Origin of the sequence: Lawsonibacter sp. JLR.KK007, from assembly GCF_036941135.1 — a bacterium.
In the GTDB taxonomy this organism is placed as follows: domain Bacteria; phylum Bacillota; class Clostridia; order Oscillospirales; family Oscillospiraceae; genus Lawsonibacter.
In genome coordinates this window covers 350,173-374,663 of sequence record NZ_JAYWSY010000001.1, presented here as the reverse complement: position 1 = coordinate 374,663, position 24,491 = coordinate 350,173, and the positions used below count along the sequence as shown (strand labels likewise).

General features: G+C 58.0%; 21 protein-coding genes. 3 read left to right on the top strand and 18 right to left on the bottom strand.

What is annotated here, in order from left to right; genetic code table 11:
* Window positions 1-126: 126 nt before the first annotated feature.
* From VV088_RS02200 to VV088_RS02165, 8 genes are all read right to left on the bottom strand, one after another.
* Window positions 127-747: a hypothetical protein gene (locus VV088_RS02200; RefSeq protein ID WP_334599168.1), complete on the bottom strand. Its 621-nt coding sequence runs from the start codon at window positions 745-747 to the stop codon at window positions 127-129.
* A gap of 274 nt (window positions 748-1,021) precedes the next feature.
* Complete coding sequence (locus VV088_RS02195) at window positions 1,022-2,158, bottom strand: hypothetical protein (protein ID WP_334599167.1); 1,137 nt, start codon at window positions 2,156-2,158, stop codon at window positions 1,022-1,024.
* Window positions 2,159-2,358: 200 nt separating this feature from the next.
* A complete protein-coding gene (locus VV088_RS02190; RefSeq protein WP_334599166.1) occupies window positions 2,359-3,021 on the bottom strand; it encodes a DUF6100 family protein in 663 nt (220 codons plus the stop codon).
* 2 nt (window positions 3,022-3,023) lie between these two features.
* Entirely contained in the window at window positions 3,024-3,551 is a 528-nt protein-coding gene (locus VV088_RS02185; protein ID WP_300765538.1) for a DUF5697 family protein, read from the bottom strand.
* Window positions 3,552-3,784: 233 nt separating this feature from the next.
* Window positions 3,785-6,685, bottom strand: coding sequence for a VirB4 family type IV secretion system protein (locus VV088_RS02180; protein ID WP_334599165.1), 2,901 nt, complete (start codon window positions 6,683-6,685; stop codon window positions 3,785-3,787).
* 9 nt (window positions 6,686-6,694) lie between these two features.
* Entirely contained in the window at window positions 6,695-8,365 is a 1,671-nt protein-coding gene (locus VV088_RS02175; RefSeq protein WP_334599164.1) for a hypothetical protein, read from the bottom strand.
* 14 nt (window positions 8,366-8,379) lie between these two features.
* Window positions 8,380-9,090, bottom strand: a complete 711-nt coding sequence (locus VV088_RS02170) for a hypothetical protein (RefSeq protein WP_334599163.1) — start codon at window positions 9,088-9,090, stop codon at window positions 8,380-8,382.
* A 6-nt stretch (window positions 9,091-9,096) separates the two neighbouring features.
* Window positions 9,097-9,477, bottom strand: a complete 381-nt coding sequence (locus tag VV088_RS02165) for a fimbrial protein (RefSeq protein WP_442913103.1) — start codon at window positions 9,475-9,477, stop codon at window positions 9,097-9,099.
* Window positions 9,478-9,838: 361 nt separating this feature from the next.
* Here VV088_RS02165 and VV088_RS02160 point away from each other — a divergent pair, with 361 nt between their 5' ends.
* A complete protein-coding gene (locus VV088_RS02160; RefSeq protein ID WP_334599162.1) occupies window positions 9,839-11,062 on the top strand; it encodes an IS110 family transposase in 1,224 nt (407 codons plus the stop codon).
* A 386-nt stretch (window positions 11,063-11,448) separates the two neighbouring features.
* Here the strand turns inward: VV088_RS02160 and VV088_RS02155 are convergent, their stop codons facing one another.
* Genes VV088_RS02155 through VV088_RS02145 form a run of 3 tightly spaced genes read right to left on the bottom strand, consistent with a single transcriptional unit; the run spans window position 11,449 to window position 13,335 of the window.
* Window positions 11,449-11,988: a hypothetical protein gene (locus VV088_RS02155; RefSeq protein ID WP_334599161.1), complete on the bottom strand. Its 540-nt coding sequence runs from the start codon at window positions 11,986-11,988 to the stop codon at window positions 11,449-11,451.
* On the bottom strand, window positions 11,978-12,880 hold the full coding sequence (locus VV088_RS02150; protein WP_334599160.1) for a radical SAM protein: 903 nt from the start codon (window positions 12,878-12,880) through the stop codon (window positions 11,978-11,980). Before VV088_RS02150 ends, VV088_RS02155 begins: the two co-directional genes overlap by 11 nt.
* The gene (locus tag VV088_RS02145) at window positions 12,877-13,335 is read right to left on the bottom strand and encodes a DUF6017 domain-containing protein (protein WP_334599159.1); all 459 of its coding nucleotides are present in this window, start codon (window positions 13,333-13,335) and stop codon (window positions 12,877-12,879) included. Before VV088_RS02145 ends, VV088_RS02150 begins: the two co-directional genes overlap by 4 nt.
* A 296-nt stretch (window positions 13,336-13,631) precedes the next feature.
* On the opposite strand from VV088_RS02145, the gene VV088_RS02140 reads away from it, so the two are divergent.
* Complete coding sequence (locus VV088_RS02140; RefSeq protein WP_334599158.1) at window positions 13,632-14,057, top strand: HTH domain-containing protein; 426 nt, start codon at window positions 13,632-13,634, stop codon at window positions 14,055-14,057.
* Window positions 14,054-15,076 (top strand): IS3 family transposase, encoded by a 1,023-nt coding sequence (locus tag VV088_RS02135; protein WP_334599157.1) that lies wholly within the window; start codon window positions 14,054-14,056, stop codon window positions 15,074-15,076. The genes VV088_RS02140 and VV088_RS02135 overlap by 4 nt, the downstream gene beginning before the upstream one ends.
* Window positions 15,077-15,145: 69 nt before the next feature.
* Here the strand turns inward: VV088_RS02135 and VV088_RS02130 are convergent, their stop codons facing one another.
* From VV088_RS02130 to VV088_RS02100, 7 genes are all read right to left on the bottom strand, one after another.
* Window positions 15,146-15,628, bottom strand: a complete 483-nt coding sequence (locus VV088_RS02130) for a replication initiator protein A (protein WP_334599156.1) — start codon at window positions 15,626-15,628, stop codon at window positions 15,146-15,148.
* Between the two features lie 513 nt (window positions 15,629-16,141).
* On the bottom strand, window positions 16,142-18,217 hold the full coding sequence (locus VV088_RS02125; RefSeq protein WP_334599155.1) for a flagellin N-terminal helical domain-containing protein: 2,076 nt from the start codon (window positions 18,215-18,217) through the stop codon (window positions 16,142-16,144).
* Between the two features lie 171 nt (window positions 18,218-18,388).
* A complete protein-coding gene (locus tag VV088_RS02120; protein WP_334599154.1) occupies window positions 18,389-18,793 on the bottom strand; it encodes a hypothetical protein in 405 nt (134 codons plus the stop codon).
* A 203-nt stretch (window positions 18,794-18,996) separates the two neighbouring features.
* A complete protein-coding gene (locus VV088_RS02115; protein WP_334599153.1) occupies window positions 18,997-19,605 on the bottom strand; it encodes a recombinase family protein in 609 nt (202 codons plus the stop codon).
* A gap of 76 nt (window positions 19,606-19,681) precedes the next feature.
* Complete coding sequence (locus VV088_RS02110; protein ID WP_334599152.1) at window positions 19,682-21,370, bottom strand: DNA/RNA helicase domain-containing protein; 1,689 nt, start codon at window positions 21,368-21,370, stop codon at window positions 19,682-19,684.
* Window position 21,371: 1 nt separating this feature from the next.
* Window positions 21,372-23,285: a DNA/RNA helicase domain-containing protein gene (locus VV088_RS02105; RefSeq protein WP_334599151.1), complete on the bottom strand. Its 1,914-nt coding sequence runs from the start codon at window positions 23,283-23,285 to the stop codon at window positions 21,372-21,374.
* Window positions 23,286-23,385: 100 nt separating this feature from the next.
* The gene (locus tag VV088_RS02100) at window positions 23,386-24,480 is read right to left on the bottom strand and encodes a type IV pilus twitching motility protein PilT (RefSeq protein ID WP_334599150.1); all 1,095 of its coding nucleotides are present in this window, start codon (window positions 24,478-24,480) and stop codon (window positions 23,386-23,388) included.
* Window positions 24,481-24,491: the final 11 nt, after the last annotated feature.

Sequence of the window (24,491 nt, the reverse complement as noted above, 5' to 3'; positions counted from 1 at the left end):
TCAGAGCAGGCGTTTCCAGGCGTTACCCCTTCATTCCACCTGTCGGACAATCAGTTCTATGAAACCTTTCCAGAAGCTCCTTTCAATCTCCTGTCCTTCTTTTGGCTCCACGCCTAACCTTTTCAGTTAGGAACGTGTCGCACCACTCTTGGGGTCACAGATGATAAGACTGGACCTTCGGGCGGCGCTTTGCAGGATCATGTTCATACAAAAAGCCCGTGTCTTTTTGGAGCCGCTGGCCCCATACACCGCCAGATTACCGTTGAACCGGGTTTTCAGTGGGACACAGATCGCCTCGCCATCTATCTCACCCAGGATGATACCAGGGTGCTTGCGGATGTTGGGAACCAGGTCCAGCACGCCCTTCAATTCCTTTTTGGTCATAAAGCCCGCTGTCCCATATGTACCCTTGTTGGAGTAGATCAGGTTGCGCTCCCGGTCATATGCTCCTGTTTCGCTGTACCCCATCCGCATAACCATGAAGATCAGCACACCCAGCGCAGCCACACAGCCGCCCACACCGTACAGGCCATGAGGCCAGCGGAACACAGCGGTGATGCAGGCGAAGAAATTGCTGTCCGGAAATTCCGGCGCGGTGCCGAAGGTCCCGCCCGCCGCCTGCCACACATCGTAGTTGTAGAGGAATTGCGCAATATAGCCGCCCCCATAGAGCAGGGCGGCCAGGGCGGCGAATGAAATGAGCAGCAGCTTTACGATTTTTTTCTTCGATATTTGAAGCCCCTCCAAAAGTGCTTGCTATTGTATAGACAACAGCGTATAATTGCGGTAAAGGATGTGATTTTTACGGAAAAAGACGCTGAGGTGACGTTGCCTGTCAAAACGCCTATTACGATGGGAAGCCTGACATGCGACGAATTTTACGCTGAAATAAAGCGCGGCTATGATGATTGCGTCGCTGGCCGGATTGAACCCGCAGAGCAGGTATTTCAAAAAATCGAATCGGAGTTTGGCCTATAACAAAATTCCAGACCCAAATAGATGTGCAGGCACATTTGAAAATCTATAACTCCATATCGTTCAGCAGGGCCTTGACCTTCTCAAAGTCAAGGCTCTCTATTTTTACATGCTGGCCGCAGACCTGACGCATCGCGTCCACCTGAAAATCAAAGCAGAACAGCGTCCCCGTCCAGTCCATCTTCTCCAGAGCGGCGTGGAACCGGCGGATGCGGGGCATATCACAGGTATAGGCGAACAGCACCGGAGAATCGCCGTCTATGGCGTCGTTCTCGATGATCCAGCCGGGACGGGGCGGCTTGAAGCCCTTTTGTAAGATGCCGTCCAGAACCGCCCTTTCACCTGGGGCGCAGAGCAGCTGCAAGATGACCTCGCCGTGGTGGTCGCTGGGCAGATAGCAGAAGGGCTCAAACTCACTGGTCAGGACAAAGCAGCTTTGTCGCTTATCCACACCTACGCCCATCAGAGGGGGCATCTGCTCCATGTCCGAGGCAAATACGATGGCCGCCTGTTTTGTTCGTTTGAATTGCGCCGGGAGCCGGGTTTGACACAGCTCCATCTCCAGCAGGGCCTTGAGCCGCAGTTCTGCCTTGTTCTCCCACTTCATCTGGCCGGGACCGGTGTTGTAGACGGCAAAAATATTGCCGCCCGCCAGCAGAACGCCCGTCGAGCGGGAGCCGCGTATTTTGACGGCCTGTGCGCCCAACTCCTTGACCTCCCTGGAGCTGTAATAGGCGGGCCGGTCCAGGGCAGTCAGGCCAGCGGGCGGCGTGGGGGCGAACAGCGCCGGCTTTTCCCAGGGCAGGACGGACACATCCGCATTGAGCATCGTCACCAGCACCTCGGCCATCCGGTGAAGGCGCAGGCGGCGGACCACTTCCGATTTAAGCTGATTGGTCTCGCTACTGCCGGAGAGGTAGGGCAGAAATTGATCCGGCCAGCACTCCAACAGCAGCCGTTTTGCGGTGGTGGTCAGGCGCAGGCCGCGAACGCCATTGCGGTAGAATGTCCGCAGGAGATTGTCCCGTTTGAGCTGCTTGACCGCGTACTCCTTGTAGGTATCAGAGGCGGGGAGGCGGCTGACCAGGGCGGCGGGCAGTTCACCGGACAGAGCGGTGAGCGCCAGAACCAGGCCCGGAAATGTGTCCAGGCCGGGCAGCTCCCGCCCAACTGCATCTGACACAAATTCAGCCTCCTTCACACAGGTTTTTTACCGAGGGGTCTACAGCTTCGGTATTTTTTTCGCCGGCCCGGCACTGAAAAAGCGCCGGATTTCAAGGCTTTGCGGCCTCTCAATCCGTATCCCATTTCAAAGCCTCAAAAAAGGCAAAAATGGGATATGGATTTTTTGCGGAAAATACAACTTTTCGGGCCGGTTTCCCTTTATTCTTTCGGGCTGTCCTGAAGCTGCAATCCCCGCTCTGCCAGCCATGCCGGGAACCGGGATGTGTCCATGATGAACATACGGGTACAGTCGGCCTCGCCCAGCTCGGTGGTATGGTGAACGTCGCAGAACAGCCCGCCGTCGTCGATCAGGAGCCAGGCCGCCACCGCGTCCAGGTACTGCTTTACCTCCAGGTTGTCATAGTCCCGGACCCGGCGTTCCGGGAGGTCCCGGCAGTAGGCGTGGGAAAAACACACCACGCACCACCGGAACCGCCGGACCGTATGGCTTTTCACATATTGCTCCAGCGCGGCGGTCAGCGGGTCAATCAGGTACTCCGTACTCTGGGACTGTCTGCGCTTGGGGAGCAGGCAGGGCAAAGTGATCTCATAGATGCCGCCCCGGTGCTGGATGTCGATGCCCTGCATGGCGGCGGCGGAGGTCAGGTATTCGCTCTTTTTGGTGTTGGTGCTGGCATAGAGCAGATGGCGCAGCCGGCAGGCGATGGTCTCCGCCCGCAGAGCCGCATCGGTGGACAGCACTTCATAGTTGTCCGGGTATCGCTGGATGTCTGTGGTATTCATGGCATACAGCGCACTGTTCAGACGCTGAATGTCATCTAAAATGGATGTAATTCGCTGGGAAATGACGCTTCTGTTCACTGTCACGCTCCTTCTTTCTGATAATACTGGACCTCGCCGGCCGGGGACACGGTGCAGTAGCCGTTGACGTTGGGGATCATCAGCTCCGCAATCTGCGCCGGGTCATCCACCAGCACCAGGTAGCGGGAGGGCTGCTCCCCGGTGTCAGCCAGCACATGGGACAGCAGGACTTCTTTCCCCTGGGCCGCGTGGACGATCTCATAGACCTCTCCATCCGCAAAAAAGATGATTTTGGCCGGATAATCGCCCACCGAATGGTATTCCACCTGGTCGATGAAGTCCGTCAGCACCCAGACGGCGGCCAGCAGGCCCCGGTCCATGTTCTCCAAGCTGTCCTGGGCGGCGCAATAAAAATCGTCCACCTGCCAGACACGATTCTGACGGACGAGATAGGCCAGCAGATTCCGGGTTTTGTCCTTTTTCCCCGGATGCAGCCGCAAAAGCTGCCCTTCCGTCATGACCTGGTACATGGAAATGTCCCGCAGCAGGGCGGCGGCCTCCCGCTCATAGATCTGTGCGCGTGTTTTCATGGGCTTTCACCTCGTACAGTTTACTGTTGTGCGTATAATCGCCGTATTATTGGCGTATTGTTTGCGTTGCTTTTTGGTGCAGTTTGGGCTTATGCGTGTTAATTCAGCATTATTTCCGCATTAAAATCCGCTTGGCGCATTAACGCCGTATTACAGGCGTATTATTTTTGTCCATTTTCAAGGTTCGGCTGTTATGCGTGTAAATGCCGTATTATCTCCGCATTATTTCCGTATTAGGCGCTCTGTTCGCCGGACTTGTCCAGCAGCTCCTGAAGCTCCCGGCGGTCGGTGGTGATCAGCTCCTTTTCCATCTGGCTGCACTTGATTTCCACCGTCACATTGTTGTTGTTGGTGCTGATAAGCCCGCTGCCCCGTTCAAAGTGGGTGATCTCCATGACCTCCGCTTCGGACAGGTGCAGGATGGACTGGACCCGCCGGGCCTCCTCGTCCTCCAGGTTCAGCAGAATCTTGGTCTTGGCATTGTTGATGATGCCCTTGCCGTACTTGCCGTCCTCCAGCGCGAAGAAGTCGTTGATGTCCTGGGTGGCGCAGATGGCGGAGCCGCCGTAGCCCCGGATGATTTTGAAAATCTCCAGCACGAACTCCGCCGCCAGACGGTTGCTGTTGGCGCCGATCAGCTGCCAGCATTCGTCGATGTAGATGGCCTTTTCCTCGGTGCGGTTTTCCTTGGCCTTGTCCCAAACGTAGTCCAAAGCCACGAACATCCCCACCGTCAGCAGGTCGCCGGTCAGCTCGGAGATGTCCAGCACGGTGTACTTGTTGTCCAGGGATACGTTGGTTTGCTGGTTAAAGGTTCGGGCGGAGCCGTGAACCAGACGGTTGATGATATTTGCCAGCCGCTTGGTGTCCTGGGACTCCTTCAGCACTTCATAGAGGTCGCCCAGTACCGGCATCGTCCGGTAGCGGCTGGGGTCGTTCGGGTCTTCCAGAGTGCTGTTTTCGTGGGTGATGCCCAGCTTGGCGTAGGTGCGGATCAGGGCGTCGTCCAAAAGCTGCCGCTCCTCGTGGGTCATATCGGGAATGAGGAGGCTGAAAAAGATGTGGAGCCGCTGTATCTTTGCCGCCAGCAGGGATTTTTCCACGCCGGGGCCGTCCAGCAGCTCGTCCACCGACTTGTCCACCTTGCGGATCTCCATGACGTTGATGCAGTTTTTGGAGGCCGGGGAAATCTGGATGAACTCCCCGCCGATGTTGGAGCAGGCCCGGTGGAACTCGTGGCCCTTCAAGGGAGCCACGATAAATACCTGGATGCCCTTTCTTCTCATACGGGTTGCCATCAGCTGCATGGTAAAACTCTTGCCCGCGCCGCTGGTGCCCAGAATGGCGATGTTGGCGTTCTTGTAGACCCGGGAATCGAAGATGTCCACGATAATGAGGGAATTGTTGTGCTTGTTCACCCCCAGCAAAATGCCGTTGTCGTCGCACATCTCATAGCTGGTGAAGGGGTAGCAGCTGGCCGCCCCCAGGGTGAGGACATTCCGCTTGGAACGCTCAAAAAGGTGCTTCTCCAGGGTCACCAGGGGCAGCGAGGATAAAAAAGCCTGCTCCTGACAGAAGGAACAGGTCTGTACGTCCATGTCCTGGGACAGCAGCAGCTTTTTCATCTCCGCACACTTCCACTCCAGGTCCTCCACATTGGCAGCGGTGATAGTGACCAGCAGATTGAGGTAATAAAAATCCTCGTTGTTGCTCAGGCCGTCTTTCAGCAGATAGCCGCTGCGGATGGCCCCGTCCAGGTCGTCGAAGTCTGTGTTGGTGTCGCTGGTCTCCTTGATTTTACTGCGGTTGATGCGCAGCTGTTGGCCCAGCTTCCGTATCATCCGGTCTTTCGGCTGGCGGGTGAGAAACATATCCAGGTCGATACCGTCCCCAGCGTTCACCAGCAGACTGAGCCAGCCCGCCGGCACCTGGGTCTTGTAGCCGCCGGAGGGCACCAGCAGGTAGGCGTAGTACACACCGTCAATGCAGATATGCCGCCCGTGGGAGAGGTCGATATGGTTGGGGGCGTAAAACTCGTTCACCGGGATCTGGTCCACAGGCCGCCCGGCGGTCAGATACTCGGCCACCACCTGCTTGGCCTTTTCCTCAAAGGGCCGCTCGTTGCTCTCCTGGCGGCAGAGGATGTGGTACAGCACCTCCGCCGTGGCCTCGCTTTCATCGTCGTGGTTCAGCACCACCGTATTTCCGCACTGACGCAGGTAGTTGGCGGCGGTACGGGCGGCGGTCTGGAGGGAGGCGATAGCTTCCTCCTCCTCATGGCCCCGCTTTGTGCCTGGCAGCGGTTCATGCTCGAAAATCAGGAAGAAGCGCCGGGTAATGGCCTCCCGGGAACCCAGCTGGCGGATCAGCCGCAGATAGTCCTCCTGGAGCATCCGGCAGTGCGGGTCAGTCTCCCGCGCCAGCTCCCGGCGCACCGCCTGCACATGGCGGTCGATGTCCGCCCGCTTGGTCAGCACCTTGAACTGCACCTTGACTGGCGCGATTTTGAGGTAGCTGATAAAGGAGTAGATGATGCTGCGCTGCTCCTGGGCGCTGCGCAGGAGGAAGTTGACCGGGACTACCTCCAGAATTTTCACATAGCGGTGGTCCCCGGTGTAGATGACGCCATGCTTGATGGTTTCCACCGGCACATAGTCCGCCAGCGGATTGAGGGGCTTCACCTCCGGGGCCAGAAAGGTCTTGAACCGGTCCACCTTCCGCTCCTTGAAATCAACCTCCACGCGGTTCCGGCTTTTGGGTATTTCGCTGTCGTCCTCCTCCTTGGGGGCGCTGTGGCCCCAACTGGGAAGCAGGCTCTTTTTCCCCCGGTCCGCGCCGTCCCTGTCCAGCGTCCGCCGGTTGCGCAGGAAGCTGAAAAACTGGAGGATAAACTCGGACAGGCTCCCGCCGCCAATGCCGATCAGGGCCACCAGCACCAGAGGCAGGGTGGTCAGGCACAGGACAATGATACGGGTTGTGAGGGAAAAGGGCAGCTTTAAGACCGGCACCCCCATCAAAGCGCCCAGGATGCCGGCCTCGATTACGTTGCGGGTCTTGAACATCCCGCCCATCAGCGTACCGCCCTCAATGAAATTGGGGGGGATGATATAAACATCCCGTTCTTCTTGCCGCATAGGTCCTCCTTATATCCGATCCTTGCGCTTGGGCGGGTCGGGAAGTTTTTTGATGATGCGCTCGTGGTAGGCCACCGTATCGTCCGGGGCCATGTAGGGCTTGCGCTCCACAGCGTCCTGGGCGTACTGTTTGTACCACTGCGTTCCGTCGGCGGAGACCACCTTGGTATAGTCACCAGAAGGGGCGGTGTACTGATCCACATGGTACATGGCGAAGGAAAGCCCTTCCTTTGTGCCCGCAGCAGTTTCCACACCGGTGATACGGCCCCGGCCGATCTCCACATCAGAGTAAACGGGAGCCTCCCGGCTTCCAATACCGGGGGAAGCATAGCCCATGTACGAGGACAGGGATTGAGCGGCCATATCTCCTGTGATGCTGCCAGCCACCTCACCCCGGGCCACCGTGCCGATTACATCATTGGCAAAGCTGCCGCCGGCAGCCAGGGAACGGGAGAACACCATGCCGCCCAGAGTGGGCCGTGTCCCCGAACCTGACAGGAACCGATTCGTCTGTACCTTTTCGCTGGAAACGGCGGTATGGGCTGTCTGCACCCGCTCCGTATGGGTCTGCGTCTGCTGCCCGCCGCCAGTAACCGCCGTATTCTCGACATGGACCGTGCCATCTGTGCCGCCGCCGAATATATTCTCGGTTTGGGCCGCGTGTACGGATTGCTCGCCGCCAGTGAGAACGATCCCCTCTTGGGGCTGGGACATATCGGGCGGAACGCTTTCAGGCGGTGTGCCAACGCTCTGAGGTGCCGGGTCTGTCTGAGGAATGGCGGCGGGTTCAGTGCCATTGAGGATAACCCCTTCCTGGGGCGGCGCTCCATCGGGAATCGGGCCGGCAGGCGGCGCACTCTCCACAGCGAGCATCTGTGGAGCCGCCCCGCCGCCAGTGACAATAACGCCTTCCTGGGGCGGAGGTCCAACCGCTGCGTCGTTTTGGGTATGGCTGTGTGAACCGCCGGTATGTACCTCGCTGTTAATAGCGGAAGCAGCTTGCGGAATGTTATCCGCAGGAGCCGTCAAGGGAGCGCCGCCGCCTGTGACAATGATTCCCTCTTGGGGCGGAGTACCAGCGGGCGCGGCGTTTCCAGTATGGATAGACGAACCGCCAGTATGCACCTCACTGTTGATATTCGTATCTGCGGAGGTCTGCGCTGCAGCAGTAGAGGCCGCTGCCTGCTGCACCTGGCTCTGGGCGGTATGGACAGCGGATGTCTGGGTTGTGGCTGTCCTGACCGCGCTGTTAGTGATATGCCGGCCGGCCATTCCAATCAGGCCGCCCTTGAAGAACCCGGTCATCCCGGAGGAGCCGGACTTGCCCACCGCACTTCCAGCAGCGGAACCGGCCCGGCCAGCGCCAGCCCCATGTCCGCCGCCTACGACCATTGTGACGGCCCGCATGGCGATCATGGCCTCGGCCAGCATGGAGCCGCCGGTACGGCCCACATTGACCCCCAGTGTTGCCATAAAGCTGTCGATTTTCTGCGACACCTTCAAAAAGGCCACCGCGCACAAAAACCAGATCAGCACATTGCCGGTGACCGACTCTTTCCCGGATGCGGCTACCTGGGCCTCTACCTCGCTCTCGGTAAGGGCAAAGGCCGGAACGCACAGGGCCGAAATGAGCAGTACCGCCAGAAACAGGACGGTCAAAATTCGTTTGGTTTTCTTCATTGGGTCTCCTTCCGTCAGAGCGAAAGCGGGTTTGCGATAAACGCGCCCACCATGCTCACGAACAGGCGCAGGCACCAGGCGTTCATCAGCAGCAGAAAAATCTGCCCTGCGAACATCCGGCACCAGCTTTTGAAAATGTTGGATGTGGACTGGGACGCGCCCATAGCGAAGACCACCGGGGCGGTGAATACCATAACGCCCAGCAGCACATACCGCTCCGCCGCCTCAAACAGCAGCTTCAGATAGTTCCAGGCCAGAATGAGGAGCAAAATCAGAACGATCAGGGCCACAGCGCCGTTGGCGCACACGCCGATGATGGTCAGCAGGACGGAATTGAAGTCCGCAAAGCTCAGATTGGGGAGCGCGGCAGTCAATATCCAGTCGTAGGGCGTCCCGCCGATGTCCAGCGCCAGGTCCACGATCTGATTGGAGTAGTAGGCCAGGACGATGAACAGGATGGAGCGGATACTCAGCTTTACCGGGTCCTCCGCCTCGCCGCCCCCGCCGATGCCGAAGTTTTTGAACAGGTTCCAGACCCAGATCAAGAGGATCAGGCCGATTGCCAGGGCCACAAAGACCTCGTACATAGTCCCCGCCGCAGGAAAGTACCGCAGGAACACGCTCATGTCGCAGCCCAGCGCGCCCAAAACTGATGTGTTGATCAGATCCAGGCCGTGCATGACTTGTTCCGCGATCCATTCTACGATGCCGTCTAAGATGCCCATAGACGGTTACGGGGTCCACTGTCCGCCGGCGAAGAAGGGGGTGATATAGGACATGATGAAGCCCAGGGAGTTGAGGATGATCCAGGTGATGACGATGCGCTTGAGCCAGGCCCGGGATTCGTCCACCGTGCGGCCGGACCGGGAGAAGTTCATCATCACCAAGGCCACCGCCGCCGTCACGATGGCCGCAATGGTAGAGATGCCCAGGATCTGGGTGTAGACGTCCTTCATCACCTCGCTGGCCTTGGTCCAGAGGGTGTCGGCAGCCAGGGCGGGCTGGGCCAGCACCGCCGTCATACAGGTTCCGAGGAAGCTCGTATAGAGGATGCGCCCGTAGTCACGATGCTTTTTCTGCGGGGTTTCAGGGAGTGTGGTTTTTCGGTTCAATCAATTACCTCGTATAATAAGATTTGCAGATGAATTTAAAGTGAATCTGCATGGTTCACTCCAATTGGCCAACAGGCTATGAGATGCCCGTGATACAATAGCTGTAGGACAGCAGGGTCAAGTTCTCAATTACCTTGTCGAGCTGAAAGGCTGCTTCAGATGGAGTCCGTTCCCCTGAACCGGAAGTTAGCTGCAAACTCATTAGCTGTTTACCGGGAGCAGGGCCGCCCTTCCAGCAGTGAGGGCTATCGCATTGGCCCGCCCCGGAATGATTCTGATAAGCGAGGTTGCGGATGCTCCGGATATCATGGGTATCTCAAAGCCTGCTGGCCTGAAATCTCCACGCGGGGAAGTGAAAATCATGAACCCACTTTTTGTAGGCATTGACGTGAGCAGTAAGAACAATGTGACCTACCTGATGAAGCCTGACGGCAGCAAGCACAGCAGTTTTTCCGTGCAAAACAACCTGGGCGGTGCTAAACTGATGTCAGAGAAGATCGTGTTAGCAATGGAGACTATGGGGCTCAACGATGTGGTGATCGGCCTGGAGGCCACATCCATCTACGGGGACAGCCTGGTCTACGCGCTCCGCGAGGACAGGCGGCTGGGCCGGTATCAGAGGAAACTCCATGTACTCAACCCCAAGCAGGTCAGGAAGTTCAAGGAATCCTACCCGGACCTGCCCAAGAACGATTGGGTAGACGCCTTTGTAATCGCCGACCATCTCCGTTTCGGCAGGATCGGCAAGGAGGTCTACATGGACGACTATCGCTATAAATCCCTGCAAACCCTCACCAGGGCCAGATTTGATGTCGTACAAAACCTGACACGGGAGAAGCAGCACTTCGCCAATTACCTGTTCCTAAAATGCTGCGGCATGGCCCAGGACAAGGATATCGCCAACTCCAGCGCCACCACCATCGCCTTGATGGAGCGGTTTGAAACGGTGGACGAGCTGGCCTACGCCGACCTGGACGAACTCACCAAATTCATTGATGAAACCGGGCGTAACTTCGCGGACCCGGCGGCCAAGGCCAAAGCAATCCAGACCGCCGCCAGAAACTCCTACCGTCTGCCCATCACTGTGAATAACTCAGTCAATCAGGCGATGGCCGTTTCTATCGCCACCATGCGGGCTTTGGGGAAGCAGATCAAGGTCTTGGACAAGGCCATTGAGCAGCAGTTTCAGATCATCCCCAACACGCTTACCTCCATCCCCGGTATCGGCAAGGTCTACTCCGCTGGTATCATTGCCGAGATCGGCGATGTCCACCGCTTCAACTCCCAAGCATCCGTTGCCAAGTATGCCGGTCTTGTCTGGACGCAGCACCAGTCCGGCGACTTTGAGGCTCAGCATACCAAGCTCATTAAGTCCGGTAACCGCTATCTACGTTATTACCTGCTGGAAGCCGCCAACTCCGTGAGAAGATGCGACTCCGAGTTCCGGCGCTACTATGACCTTAAATTCAAAGAGGTCAATCAGTTCCAGCATAAACGCGCCCTCGCTTTAACTGCCAGAAAGCTGGTTCGGTTGGTCTATCGGCTGCTGATGGACAACCGCCTGTATATCCCGCCGGAGAGTTAGGCCGATGCCTGCCGCTCTGACGTAATAGGCCCTGTTTCAAAAATTTGCAGGGACAGGGCTTGGGTTGGTGTTGCCTTTTTACCGCCAACATAGCCTTTTGTCCCCTATTTCCCTTGAAATTTTCTTGCATCACCTACTTGACTTCATACCATTAGACTCCTTTGTTGTCCCGGAAAACGAAAACAGCGCCCAAAGCGTTGGGCGCTGTCCTTTGCGGCGGGAGTATGAAAAAAGACGCCCTTTCGGCGTCCTCCCGCTGTCGTTTTCACTTGTGATTACAGTTTTGAGCATACTTAGTCTAACATATATGGATTCCCGTGTCAATTCCAAAGCCGTCCCAATTTCGTCCCAAGACTGTCCCGATTTTGTCCCACAGAAGCGTAAAGTTAAATCTCTGCCTCTGAATCAGGAAAAAAGTCGGCCAGCAGTGCCAGACAGTCCTTGGAGGAGTAACCCCAGAGGATGGAACTCAGGGCCTCTACTGCCTGTTCCCGCTTCCGGTAATAAGTAGTCCGGCCAATGTCCCGGATGTGCGGACGAAGCTGCTCGATAATCTCGTTCACATTGTCCAGTTGCTGCGGGGACAAAAAGGTGTAGTACAGCAGCCAGTAGTAGGTCTCGCCGCTCTTGTGCCGGGTACGGAGGACCTCCACCGCGTTATTGAGCAGCTTGAGCATCTGGTTGCTGCGCTCAATGCACCGGGCATGGTTCTCGATCCTGGTACCGCCCAGGTCGGCCCCCGCCAGGTAGACGGACTCCAGGAAGTCGTCAATGGTGCTGCCAAACTCGATTTCAAACTCCTTCTTTACCTGTTGGACGGACAGCTCCATGCTCCATACCACATCCCGGTACTTTTTCAGCAGCCGCCAGGTGTCATGGTAGCGGGAATCCTCCGCCAGAGCTTTTTTCGTGCGTTTACCTGCCATTTCGTGTTCTCCTCCTCGTATCGTTATAGTTTTCCCAGGTGCATGAGTTATGGACGGAACGGATGTTGACCCAGCGGGCAAAGGCTTTCTGCTCGTTGGGCGGCTCTCCGCCGTCGTAGTCCCGATAGGGCTGGGCAAAGGGTGTGATCCCCATTTTCTCCAGGGCCAGCACACGCCGGTGGGCGTCGGGTACATCCTGCACCAGAACGTAGGCCCAGAGCCGGGACGGAGCCACCCCGGCCTCCCGGAGATAAGCTGCGGCCTGCTCGATGACCGGCAGCATGGCGCTGGTATCACAGGACAGACGGACAAACCGTATCCAGTGAAGGCCGGCCAGCAGTGAAGCGGTCTCTGGGGTGATCAGGCGGGCATCCAGGCCCTGGTTGAAGTCCACCCATACCGGCTCGCCGCCCATGCGCCCAATCTGCTCCAGGCCATGCCCGGAGGCCAGCACATTGTTGTCCAGAAAGACGATTTCCCGGCTGTCCGGGCGCTTTACCTGCTCCCAGGTGGCCGCCGGGTGGATATAGCCCTCCTTGCGGGGGACTATGCACCAGGGGCAACCGCGGATACAGCCCCGGGTCAGAAAGCCAACGGCCCGCTTATAGTGCGGGTAGATGCTGTAGTCCGGCGGGGTGGCCTCCACCTCGGGCGGCAGGTTGGTGTAGTCCTTGTAGCCCGTCCCGCCAGTGATGATTTCATCCGCGTCGATCACAGTATCGAAGTCTGGGGTGAACGTGAACACCTTGGACAGATACACCCGGTCGTAGTGGGTGAACCCGTTCCACCACTCCACGCTGTCACCCTGGGCTTTGTGCCAAGCCGACAGGCGCATCAAGGCCAGATTGGGGAATCCGCTGTGGCCGTCCACATCCACAAGGGCAATGTTCATGTCCCCACCTCCCAGCCCTGGGCCATGTCATGGCTGACCTGGGAAGTGTAATACTGGCCGATAGTCACCGGCGCATTGTAGAGCGCCGAGAGGGTGTAGGCCCGAACATTGACTACCTGCGTGGTATTTCGCTGCATGGACTCCATGACGTACAGGATATGTTCCCGGTCCAGCTTCAGGAACCGGCTGCGGACGACAGCGGCGGGTATGTCATCCTGATTGACCCGGACTGTCTCCCGCCCGGTACAGCAGACCTCCACCATCAGCTCCACATAGCCGTCTATCAGGTCTGCGTCGTAGGGGTGGTCACGGAGCAGATCCCCGTAGCTGATGTTCTCATGGATCAACGCTCTATAGGCGTCCATCTGTCCTATCCTATCACTGACACCCCTCCGACGGCAGGGCGGCGATGGCGCGGGGGCAGGGGGATGGATAGATAGCTCAGTATCACTCAACTCAGTCTTATTCTTATCAGTCTTATTAGCGGCGGATTTTCCGCAGTCTAGGCTTCTGCTTCCCAGAAGTGCAGACTTCGGAATTTCAGAAGTCAAGACTTCGGAAGCTTAAACTGTACCCAAGATTATGGACAGCAGGAAAAATGGAGACCCAGGTTGGTGGACAGGTTAAAAAGTAAGGACGTACCCTAAAAGTGGACGAAACAAGTAATGAAAGAAAAGGGATATAGGACAAGAGTATGTTCTAAGGGTAGGGCTGTGTGATAAAATGAGGCCAATAGAAAGGGGCATCACACATGGCACGGAAAATGTTTACCCAGGAGCAGGTGCGGGTTATGGCAGAAAATCCATACACGCTCCATGTGTCCACCACGCAGATCACCTTCACAAACGCATTCAAGGAAGAATTCTGGCGGAGATACCAGGAAGGGGATACACCCAGAACGATTATGTACGATTTGGGCTATGATCCGGAGGTACTCGGGAGGAATCGTCTCAGCGGCATCCAGAACGTAGTGTGCAAGCAGGCGGTTTCAGCGAAAGGGTTCCATGAGCGGCCGCAGCGCAGACGCGGAGAGGGGTCTGCTGAAGGCGGAGACACAACTACCCAGGCTCAGCTGCGGCAGATGCAGCATCGGCTGAAATATCTGGAGCAGGAGGTGGAATTTCTAAAAAAAATATCCTCTGCCAGAGGTGGACGAAAGCAAGGGCCGCGGCCATGAACGAGGCTTCCACCATCTTTTCCCTGATCCACCAGACGTTATCCGGCGGTGAGAACGAACTATCCGTATCCATGATGTGCCAGACAGCCGGGGTTTCCAGGTCCGGCTACTATGCGTGGTTAAACGCCGCTTCGGCCAGGCAGGTGCGGGAAGCACAGGATCGCGCTGATTTTGAGCTGGTTTTGGAGGCATACAACCGGCGGAGATATTCCAAAGGGGCGCGGGGCATCTATATGTGCCTTATCCACAATACTCCGCCGGTGGTTATGAACCTGAAAAAGATACGCCGGTTGATGAAAAAATACGGCTTGCAATGTCCGATTCGGAGGGCAAACCCTTACCGCAAAATAAAAAACGCAATGAAAACGAATCATTACGCGCCTAACCTTTTAGACCGTGAATTTGAGAGCTATGGCCCCCGGCTTGTGCTCCTCACGGACATTACTTATATCCCCTGGGGTGGGTCGTTCCTCTACCTCTGTGTGATCATGGACGCCTATACAAAGCAGGTGCTTTCCTATACCCTCAGTCCATCCTTGGAAGTTGACTTTGTGCTGGACGCGGTGGATATTTTGATGCGGGAACATGGCGTCTCGCTCCATGCAGAGACTGTGATCCACAGCGACCAGGGCTGCCATTATACCAGCTGCAAATTTATTGAACTCGTTGAACACAACGAGCTTCGCCGCTCTATGTCCCGCAAAGGAAATTGCTGGGACAATGCGCCACAGGAGAGCTTCTTCGGGCATATGAAAGATTTGATTGATTTGACGGGCGATCCCTCTTTTGATGAGGTAAAGGCGATCATTGACGATTATATGTCGTATTACAACAACGAGAGGTATCAATGGGATTTGGCAAAGCTCTCTCCCAACGAATATTTCTCCTTTGTCACTACCGGCATTTATCCTCTTGATCCCCCCAGCAAACCCTCGCCGCCTGAAATCTCTAAAACCCCCAATGAGCTTGGTGCGCACACTTTGGAGCCAGAGATAGTTTCTGATCCTTTAATTAGGTGACAAATAGTTGAGATTCATTCAGCCTGCTGTCCTTTTTGATGTCTGTCCAAATATTGGGGTGTCTATTTCTTATTTTGTCCTTGACAAAGGGTACACTTTAGCTCCCAGAAGTCCAGACTTCGGTTTTTCAGAAGTCTGCGCCGGCGGCTCCTCTGGAGCTGGGGAGGGCGTACATTTTTCGGGGTCTGGCGGCAGAGTGAAGTTCTTGACGTAGATTCGCGTCGGCTTGCCCTGGCCCTGCTTGCGGCGCTCGATCAGGCCGATACCGCCGGATTTGTCCAGTTCCTTGAACAGCCGGACAGCCTTATCCTTGCCGCAACCCAGCATCGCCAGCGCATCCTCCAGCGTGAAATAGATATATACCCGGCCCTCGCTGTCCAGCCAGCCGTTGCGGACAGACAGCCCCATACGATCCAACATCAGGCCATACAGCACCTTGGCCTCCATAGACACGCTCTTATAACGATGATCTGTGAGCAAAACTTTGGGGATACGGTAAAAGCTGTATTGCTCGGCCTCGCTGCCGTAGAAATACGCCAATTCCAGCGACATTTTCACGGCCTCCTTCCTTTTTGTGGTGAAACGCAAAAAACGCCCTGGCTGCTTTTGGTCAGCAGCCAGGGCGTTTTGCTCTTATGCGGTTTTGGCAAAAGAAAATACCCCCATAACCGTCAAAGTCGGTTACGGGGGTATTGACCCTTTGGGCCTATTCTGCTATCCTCCTTTCTATACGGCTGCAGCTCACCGTAAGTCTTCCTGCCCACGATTATCCGGCGCGCAGAAGTTGGGCAAAATCAGCGAAACACCAGTGTTTTCAAGGCTTTCCGACTTTGTACCCAATAATAACATAATCGTCAATGCGGCGCACGATTCCGGTTGCTTTCATTTCTCTCATGCCTCCTGCGGTTTTATTACTTTGACGCTGTTAGTATCCGCAGGAGTTGGAAGGATATACAGAAATTTGCTTGGCTTTGTTTTCCAAAACAAGGTCCCGGCACAAAAAACGGAGACCGGGCATTTTGCCCGGTCCCCTTTTTTGCATATTTGTCGGATGCCCGTAACGGCTTAGCCCAGCAGCTGCAGAACGCCCTGGGGGATCTGGTTGGCCTGGGCCAGCATGGCCTGAGCGGACTGCACCAGAATGTTGTTCTTGGTGTAGGACATCATCTCCTCCGCGATGTCGGTGTCGCGGATGGTGGACTCGGCGTCCTGGATGTTCTCGGTCATGACGGACAGGTTGTTGCTGGTGTGCTCCAGACGGTTCTGGGTCGCGCCCAGAGTGCCGCGGATGCTGGAAACCTGGTTGATCGCGCTCCGGATGGTGTTGATTGCAGCACCGGCGCTCTCCTGGTCGGCAATGCTGAGGCCAGCGACACCCAGAGCAGTGGCATGGACATCACCGATGTTGACCTTCAGCTGGTTGAACTCCTCAGAGGTGTCGCCAATCTGCAGGGTCAGAGCATTGCCAGCTTCCTTCTCTACAACGGTGTTGGAGGTAACACTGTCAAACTTCTGAATCTGGTGCTCAAGGCCGTTGTCAGTCTCGGTCAGGTTGGCATCACCGGTATAGGTGGTGCGCTCGGTGATGATCAGAGCTTCGCCACCCTTGACCACCTGAACGTCGAACATCTCGTTGTCCTTTGCGGCCACGGACAAACGGTCCAGAGCCTTGCGCAAATCATCCCCCGCACCATTGGCAGTAGTGCCCAGCTTATCCAGGCCGCGGATGTCCACTACATGGACATTGTCGGCGTACTCACCATTGAACACTTCATCGCTCTTGGCAAAGACGTAGTAGTCATCGCCCAGCTTCACACCCGCACCGTCTGCGAAGAACTTGGTAATGTCATTGTATCCATCATTCTTATTCGTATTGGTCGGAGTAGCGGCCTGGAAGCGAATCAAAGCCTCAGCATAGATGGTGCCGGCGGGAGTGGTGCCTTCGTTGATGTTATCGGTGGCGGGGTGGGTAGTCTCGCCGTTCACATAGTTGGTAAATGTCTCCTCAAGCGAACCAGCAGTGGGCGCACTAACAGTAGGCTTGTAGTTCAGGCCCACATTGTAGTTGCCCTGGAAATAGTTAGTGGTATTTCCATTCCTCTGAGCAACGGTCGCAGCATCATTGTAGCCCTTATCGCTCATCTCAAAGCGCAGCTTATCGCCATCTTCCAAGGTAACATTGTACTCAATGAACGTTGCTTCATCGGCGGCACCTGCAGTCGTGCCAGTACCAACCTTGAGGTATACCTTGCCGCCGTTCTTCTCGATGGTTTCCATGATAGACTGAGCAATGTTCTGGGAGGTAATACCGTCTTTGTCAGCGGTCACGTCGTATGTGACGCGCGTCCCATCAGTCTTCAAGTACAGGGCATTGTTCGTGGCACCTGTTGCACTAGCGTCTGTCGTATAGTTGCCGTCCAAACCGAGGACCAGGCCAGAGATGCTCTTGCCTGCGGTGAAGTTGCCGTTGGTGGTACCGTCCAGGTTAATAGTGAAAGCGGTCTTTCCGCCTACAGCAGCGTCCTTATGGTAGCGGATACTCTTGTCACTAGCATAGAGTTCTGTAGCCGTGGAACCAAAATTAACACCAGTCAAATCCAGGCCGCCTTCGGTATTCTTGAGGGCTGTTGTCCCATCAGCAGCTATACCGAAGGAGTTGCTGCTCATCACCATGTCATTAATCTGAGTGGTGGTGGTGGCCCGGCGGCCGTTAGCGTCCAGGGAGCCGTCCAGCAGCTTGATGCCGTTGAAGTTGGCGGAGTCCGCGATACGGTCGATTTCGGAGTTCAGCTGGTCGACCTCCTGCTGGAGGGCGGCACGGTCGGTCTCGTTGTCGTAGGTGCCGTTGGCGGACTGGGTGGCCAGAGTGACCATGCGGTTGAGCATGTCCTGGACCTCCTGCATCGCGCCCTCAGCGGTCTTCACCAGGGAGATGCCGTCCTTGACGTTCTTGGAGGCGGCTTCCAGACCGGAGATCTGAGCGCGCATCTTCTCGGAAATGGCCAGACCGGCGGCGTCGTCGCCGGCGCGGTTGATCTTGTAGCCGGAGGACAGCTTCTCCAGGTTCTTGGTGACAGCGGAAGTGTTCAGGTTGTAGTTGCGGTAGGCGTTCATCGCCGCGATGTTGTGTTGAATCCTCATTTTAAAGCTTCCTTTCAATAAAATGTTTGTCCAATCGGATCAAACTCATGCCGGTACATCCATGCTCCGGCATTTTGGGTGGAGCGCCTCCCTCCGGTATCCGGCCGGACTGCCGTCGGGCGGTGCGGGACTATATTTCAACCGGTTCGCGAAACCGGGTGAAACCGAAGGTCAAACGGCGGGGTCCTGGGCCTCTTCCCGGCGGAGGGCGGCGTTGTAAAAGGTGGCCTTGGCCATGCCGCAGGCGCTGGCCGCCTGCTGGAGGGACATCTGGCCGCTGCGCCAGGCTTGGCGGAGCTGGTCGAAGTTGTCCGGCAGGGGGGCGGCGGGCCGTCCGAACCGGACGCCCTTGGCTTTGGCGGCGGCGATGCCCTCCGCCTGCTTCTGGCGGCGGCCCTCCCGGCGGCTCTGGTCGGCGGCGGAGAGGAACAGCTGGGAGACGAAGTCGCTGAGCAGCTCCTTGCTCTGCACGCTCTCCAGGGCGGCCAGGTCGGAGGAAATTTCCCTGGCCAGTCTCTGCAGCTTTGCCTGAAGCTCCTCCCGGCTGAGTTCCCGCTCATCGGAAGCGTATGCCATAGCTGGTCCTCCTCTCTGTTACTCAAACTATACTTTGTGTGACAAGTGATTCTGAAATCTATATCGGACGTAATCCGGAAAACTTTAGCTTTTTTAAAAACTTTTTTACGCAATTATTTTTTGCTACCGAAAGTATAGTTTTTGTAACAGAAAAGGCATAAAAAAAGCTGTATCCCCGCCGGTTTTGGCAGGGATACAGTTTTTTATCCTGATTGAGCGCGCAATTGTTTCACTTTACGGAGGAAGGTCTGGTAGGAGATGCCCAGCTGGGACGCGGCCTTCCGGGAGGAGACCTGGCCGTCGATCCACTGCTGGGCCAGCTCGGAGAAGCGTTCCGGCATTTCCATGGGCCTGCGGCCGAACTGGGTCCCCCGCAGGCGCGCGGCGGCGATGCCCTCCGCCTGGCGCTGGCGGATGTTTTCCCGTTCGGTCTGGGCCACGTAGCTGAGCAGCTGAAGCACAATGTCTGCGATCAGGGTACCGGTCAGGTCGCGGCCCCTCCGGGTGTCCAGCAGAGGCATGTCCAGCACCACGATGGCGGCCTCCAGCTGTTTGGTGATCATCCCCCACTGCTCCAGGATTTCCGCGTAGTTCCGGCCCAGCCGGTCGATGCTCTTCACGACCAGCACGTCCCCCGGACGCAGGCTCTGCATCAGCCGCTGGTAGCTGGGCCGCTTGAAGTCCTTTCCGGACTGCTTTTCCACGATGATGTGTTCCTCCGCCACGCCGAACTCCCGCATTGCGTCCAGCTGACGTGTCTCATTCTGGTCCCGGGTGGACACCCGGACGTAACCGTAGGTAATCTCTCTCATATGCGGTCCTCCCCAATTTGATATACTGCATTGTACCAAATCAGGGCCGGTCTGCCCGTCCATTTCCCGCGCCGGCTCACTTCAGTCCGGCCACCTGCATAAAATGCTGCTTCACCGCCGGGTCCTCAAAATACACCCGCACCCCCCGGATGGCCCGGGTCAGGAGCACGTAATAGATCTGCCGAATATACTCGCTCAGCTCCTCAAGGGTGAAGCTCCCTTTGGGCGGCGTGCCGTTCACGTCATAGTAATGCTCCCGCGCCGCCGCCACCACACCCCCGCAGACCGTCAGGTCCCGGGCGACCACAACCCCCGCGTAGTCCAGGTCCACCCCCTGGACCGCGTGGATCGAGCCGATCTCATCCTCGCTCCCCGGCCGGGCGATCCAGCTTTCATGGGTGGAGTTCCATTTCCACTGGCCCCCGCCGTCCTCCTTCCAGTCAAAGGGGGCGTACAGCCTGTGTCCCGGCTTGTACTTGCTGACCCAAGGTCTGGCATACCCGGCCAGCACCCGGCACTGGGCGGAGGGATAATGCTGCCGCTTTCCGTCTACATACTCAAACAGTGCATGGATGGAGTCCACCACCCCAAAGTAGGCGTCCGGCGACGGGTTCTGAAACACACCGGGATCAAATCCCGCCTCCCCCAGCTGCAGGAAGGCGCAGATCCCGTTGACGTAGTCCTCCGCCGTATAGCCGGCCCCCTCGTCCGCCACCTGGACCCGGAACTGGGCGGTCAGCCGGCGCTCCTGAAGGCCGTGCTCCCGGACATACCGCAAAAAATCCCGCCGGGGAATGTCAGAGGGCCGGATCGCCTGGATGGGATCATAGAACAGGACCAGCCGCCCGCTTTTCTCGCCCAGCAGGAAGAGCTCGTGCTTCTGCGGGTCCTCCGGGTCGAAGATGTCGGACATCAGGTGGTTCTGCTTGGAGCAGTTCCAGCGCAGGCGGTGGGCCTCGTCCACCAAGATGAGATCGAAGCGCTCCGGCGACTTGATCAGCTGGTACGGAGTGCCCACCGTCACCTGGTCCTGCACTCCATAGGCGCGAAAGATTCTCCGGGCCGTCTTCACCCAGTTACTTTTGACCGCCACGCCGATGGTCTGTCTCCGCTCCCCTCCCTGGTCACAGAGCCGGGCCGCCAAATTGGTCAGCACAACGGTCTTTCCCGTCCCCGCCGTCCCGCAGACCAGGAAGCTCTGGCCGCTGGACTGGACGTCCCGGATCAGCCCCTCCTGCTCCCCGGACAGCTCGGTAAAGGGAGAATACTTGAACAGGATGCTCTGGCGCAGCTCGGCCAGGGAGACTCCGTGGCTCAGCCCGGCGGCGCGGAGCTCTCCCTCCCAAAAGGGGGCCAGCACCAGACTCAGCACCTCCTCCCGCTCCGGGTAGTCCATATGCCGGTTGCCCGCCGTCCGGTTGCGGCATACCCGCCTCTGGCCGGACGGGAGCATCTCATGGTCCGCCGTCAAATAGGTGATCAGCAGGCGCTCCAGGTCGTTGAGGGAGCTGCCGTTCACATACTGTCCAAACAGGACCATGACATGGGTGAATTCCGTATAATCCGTCCGGATCTCCCGCCGGTGCTGGTCGTGGCGCTCCAAAAACTGGTTTGTCTGGCCCACGTAAAACGCCTTTGGGCTGTAGTAAATATAGACGACAGCCTGCTGTGTCAACGTCTTGCGCATATCCTGGCCGCAGCGGGCCGTGTCCAGCCTCCCGCCGTGTACCCGAAGGAGGGCCGTGCCGTATTTCTTTCCGCTCATCTCAAATCCTCATCACCGTTCTGACGTGCTCCCTGGTCGCCGGGTCCGCAAACCAGATGTGCACGCTGCTCTTGGCCCTGGTCAGCAGCACCCGGTATGTATTCAGCACCAGCTCCAGGATGGCGTCCTGATCCGCCTGACTGTCCCGCAAAAACTCCGCCATACTCATCTGCCTGTCCTCGTACCGGACCCTCCAAGGGGGCCGCCCTCCCTCCAGCCGGCCGCCGAAGTACTCCACAATAGAGGAGACAAACTGCCGGTCCCAGCTCTCATCCAGGTCCGTGCGCCACGTCTGGCTCTCCCCATCCCAGCGGAGGTCCTTCCACCAGATCACTCCGGTGTCGTCAAACTCCAGGCCCTGGGCGGTATAGATACAGCCCACCTGATCCAGATCCTGCTTCTGCTCGCCTCGGTACCAGGCGTACTGCCCGTTCTTCGGGTTCCACGCCTTCTGAAATTCCCCTTCCCGCGTGCGGATCACGATATCCCGATGCAGGACCGACCCGGACCAATGCCAGCAGTAGGGTGCGTACCACTTTACGTGCCTGCCCTGCCGCTGCAGCTCGCCCAGATGCCGGTCCAGGTCCAGCAGAGCGTCCCAGCAGCGCAGCTCCAGCCTGGAGCTGCGGCGGATGGGCTCGTTCCGCCCCTCGTAGAGCAGCTCGTCCAGATCGGACACATAGCTGCCCAAATACCCCGCCCGCTTCTGGGTCGCCAGGGAGCAGCTCAGCAGCTCGATGCCGTGCTCTCGGGCAAAACCCTCGAACCGCTCCTGGGTCCCCTCCTCTGTCAGCCGGATTCGCTGGCGGTCATCCTGGAGCACCACCACCATGCGCGCCCGTTCAAACAGGCTGGTCATGGCGGCGTCCAGGTTTTCGATCCGGTGGGCCTCGTCCGCCACCACCAGATCCCGTCCCCTCGGAACTTGCTCCAGATAGACCGGCGCAACCCCGGAGCCCCCTTCAATCACCTGGGACAGGGTACGGCTCCGGGGCAGGGCAAAGATGCCCCCGCCGTTGTTCCGGCCGGTGGCGCCGTATTGCAGGCAGTAGGCATACAGGATGTGCATGCCCACCACAGTCTTCCCCGTGCCGGGCGGCCCTGAAATCACCACCAGCTTGGGGGGATACGCCTCGTTCCGCAGGCCGTTCAGCTCGTCGCAGATCATCCGGTTGACCTCCACCTGGTCGTCCAGCATCACCGCGTTTTCCTGGCGCGACAGCACCCGCCCCAGGGCGTCCATCCCGATCTGGCCCAGGACGTAGGTCCCGGCGAGAAACCGCTCCGCCACATCGGGCCTCGGCCGGGCAGAAAAGAGGGCCTTCAGGTCCTCCGCCAGCCGCTCCTCCTCGCCCTTTCCGTAGGTCTCATTCTGCAGCGAGCGGTACGCCTCATACTTCCCCTGGAACAGCTGCTCCTTATGCTCAAAGTTGTGGAGGAACTGACGGCACTGGACCTCCATCCTGCCCCCCTCAATGCTGCTGTGGTTCTCCCGCAGATGCTTGGCATAGGTCAGCGTCTGCTGCACCGGATGGAGCCGGTCCTCATAGCACCCTCCTGCGGAGATGGGCACCAGGACGCGGCTGGCCCAGCCCGCTGTATTTTCTCCAATACTGCTCCACTGCTTCAGCTCAATCACCAGGACCAGGGGACGGCCGGTGTCCCGCCGCTCCCCCAGCAGCAGGGCGTCGATGCGGCCGCCGGCGGGCGTCTCATATTCCAGGAGCAGCGTCAGCTCGTCCAGCCCCGCCCGGTGGAGCACACCGGCCAGCACCGGAATCGACGCGCTCCAGGACCGGCGTTCCGCCCCGGAGGAGTCCTTCCGCAGCGCCGTCAGCGCCTCCGCAATCTCCCTGCCGCTCGTTTGATGGACCTCGCCCACCGTTGTGATCAAACACGCCGCTCCATATTCCACTTGACTGCCTCCTCATCTGTTCATCCGCTGAAAAACCCTTCGTTCAATGGGGAAGGGCCATGTGCGCATTCCCCGCACATGGCACTGCGTCAGCTTCGGTTTAATAGTTCAGCATCCGGCTCATCCACTCTTTGTTGTCCGCATAGATCCGGGCGGTGTCCTCCGAGATCGTCCCCGCCTTGTACAGGTCCAGGATGTATTGATCCATCGACACCATCCCCTCCTCGTGGGCGATGGTATTGTCGATCTGATTGCTCTTGTTGTCCCGGATCAGACTGCTGATGGGGGTATCCTTCACGTGCATGATCTCATAGGCGGGCACTCTGCCGCCGTTCTTTCCGGCCACGGGCAGCAGCTGCTGAGACACCACCGTGCGCAGCACCATGGACAGCTGAGCCCTGATCTGCCTCTGCTGGTCGCCGGGGAAGGCGTCCACGATCCGGTCCACCGCGTTGGCGGCGCCCTTGGTGTGCAGGGTGGCGATCACCAGATGGCCGGTCTCCGCCGCCGTGATGGCGGTCTGAATGGTCTCACGGTCCCGCATCTCGCCCAGGAGGATCACGTCCGGGGCCTGGCGCAGGCAGGCCCGCAGGGCGGAGGGGTAGTCCTCCGTATCGATGGCCACCTCCCGCTGGCTGACAATGCTCCGTACATCCGGGTGCTCCGGGTCGTCCCCGTTGTTGTTCCGGTGCACGTATTCGATGGGGTCCTCCAGGGTGATGATGTGGCCGCCCCGCTTTTTGCTGATCTGGTCGATGATGCACGCCTGGGTAGTGGACTTGCCGCTGCCCGCCGTGCCGGTGACCAGGATCATGCCGTCCTTCTGCTGGTAAAGCTCCACCACCTCGCTGGGGATGTGCATGTCCTCCGGCTTGGGAATCCCGTAGGCCACCACGCGCACCACCGCCGCCAGTGAGCCGCGCTGGCGGTAGATGTTCACCCGGTACCGGGACCATTTTCCGGAAAACGCGAAGTCGTCGTCCTGGAGCTGGCTGTCCATCTCCCGCTTGGCCATGCCGTAAATCTGGCCAACCAGCTCCCTGGCCGTACCGGGCATGAGCCGCTCGCCGTCCACGGGGATCAGCTGATCCCCGATCTTCTCACTGACCGGACTGCCTGGCACGATGAACAGGTCAGAGGCGCCGTCCTTCACCACCTTCTCCAAATAATAGTCCAACTGCTTCCGCTCCGCCATAGCGTATTTCT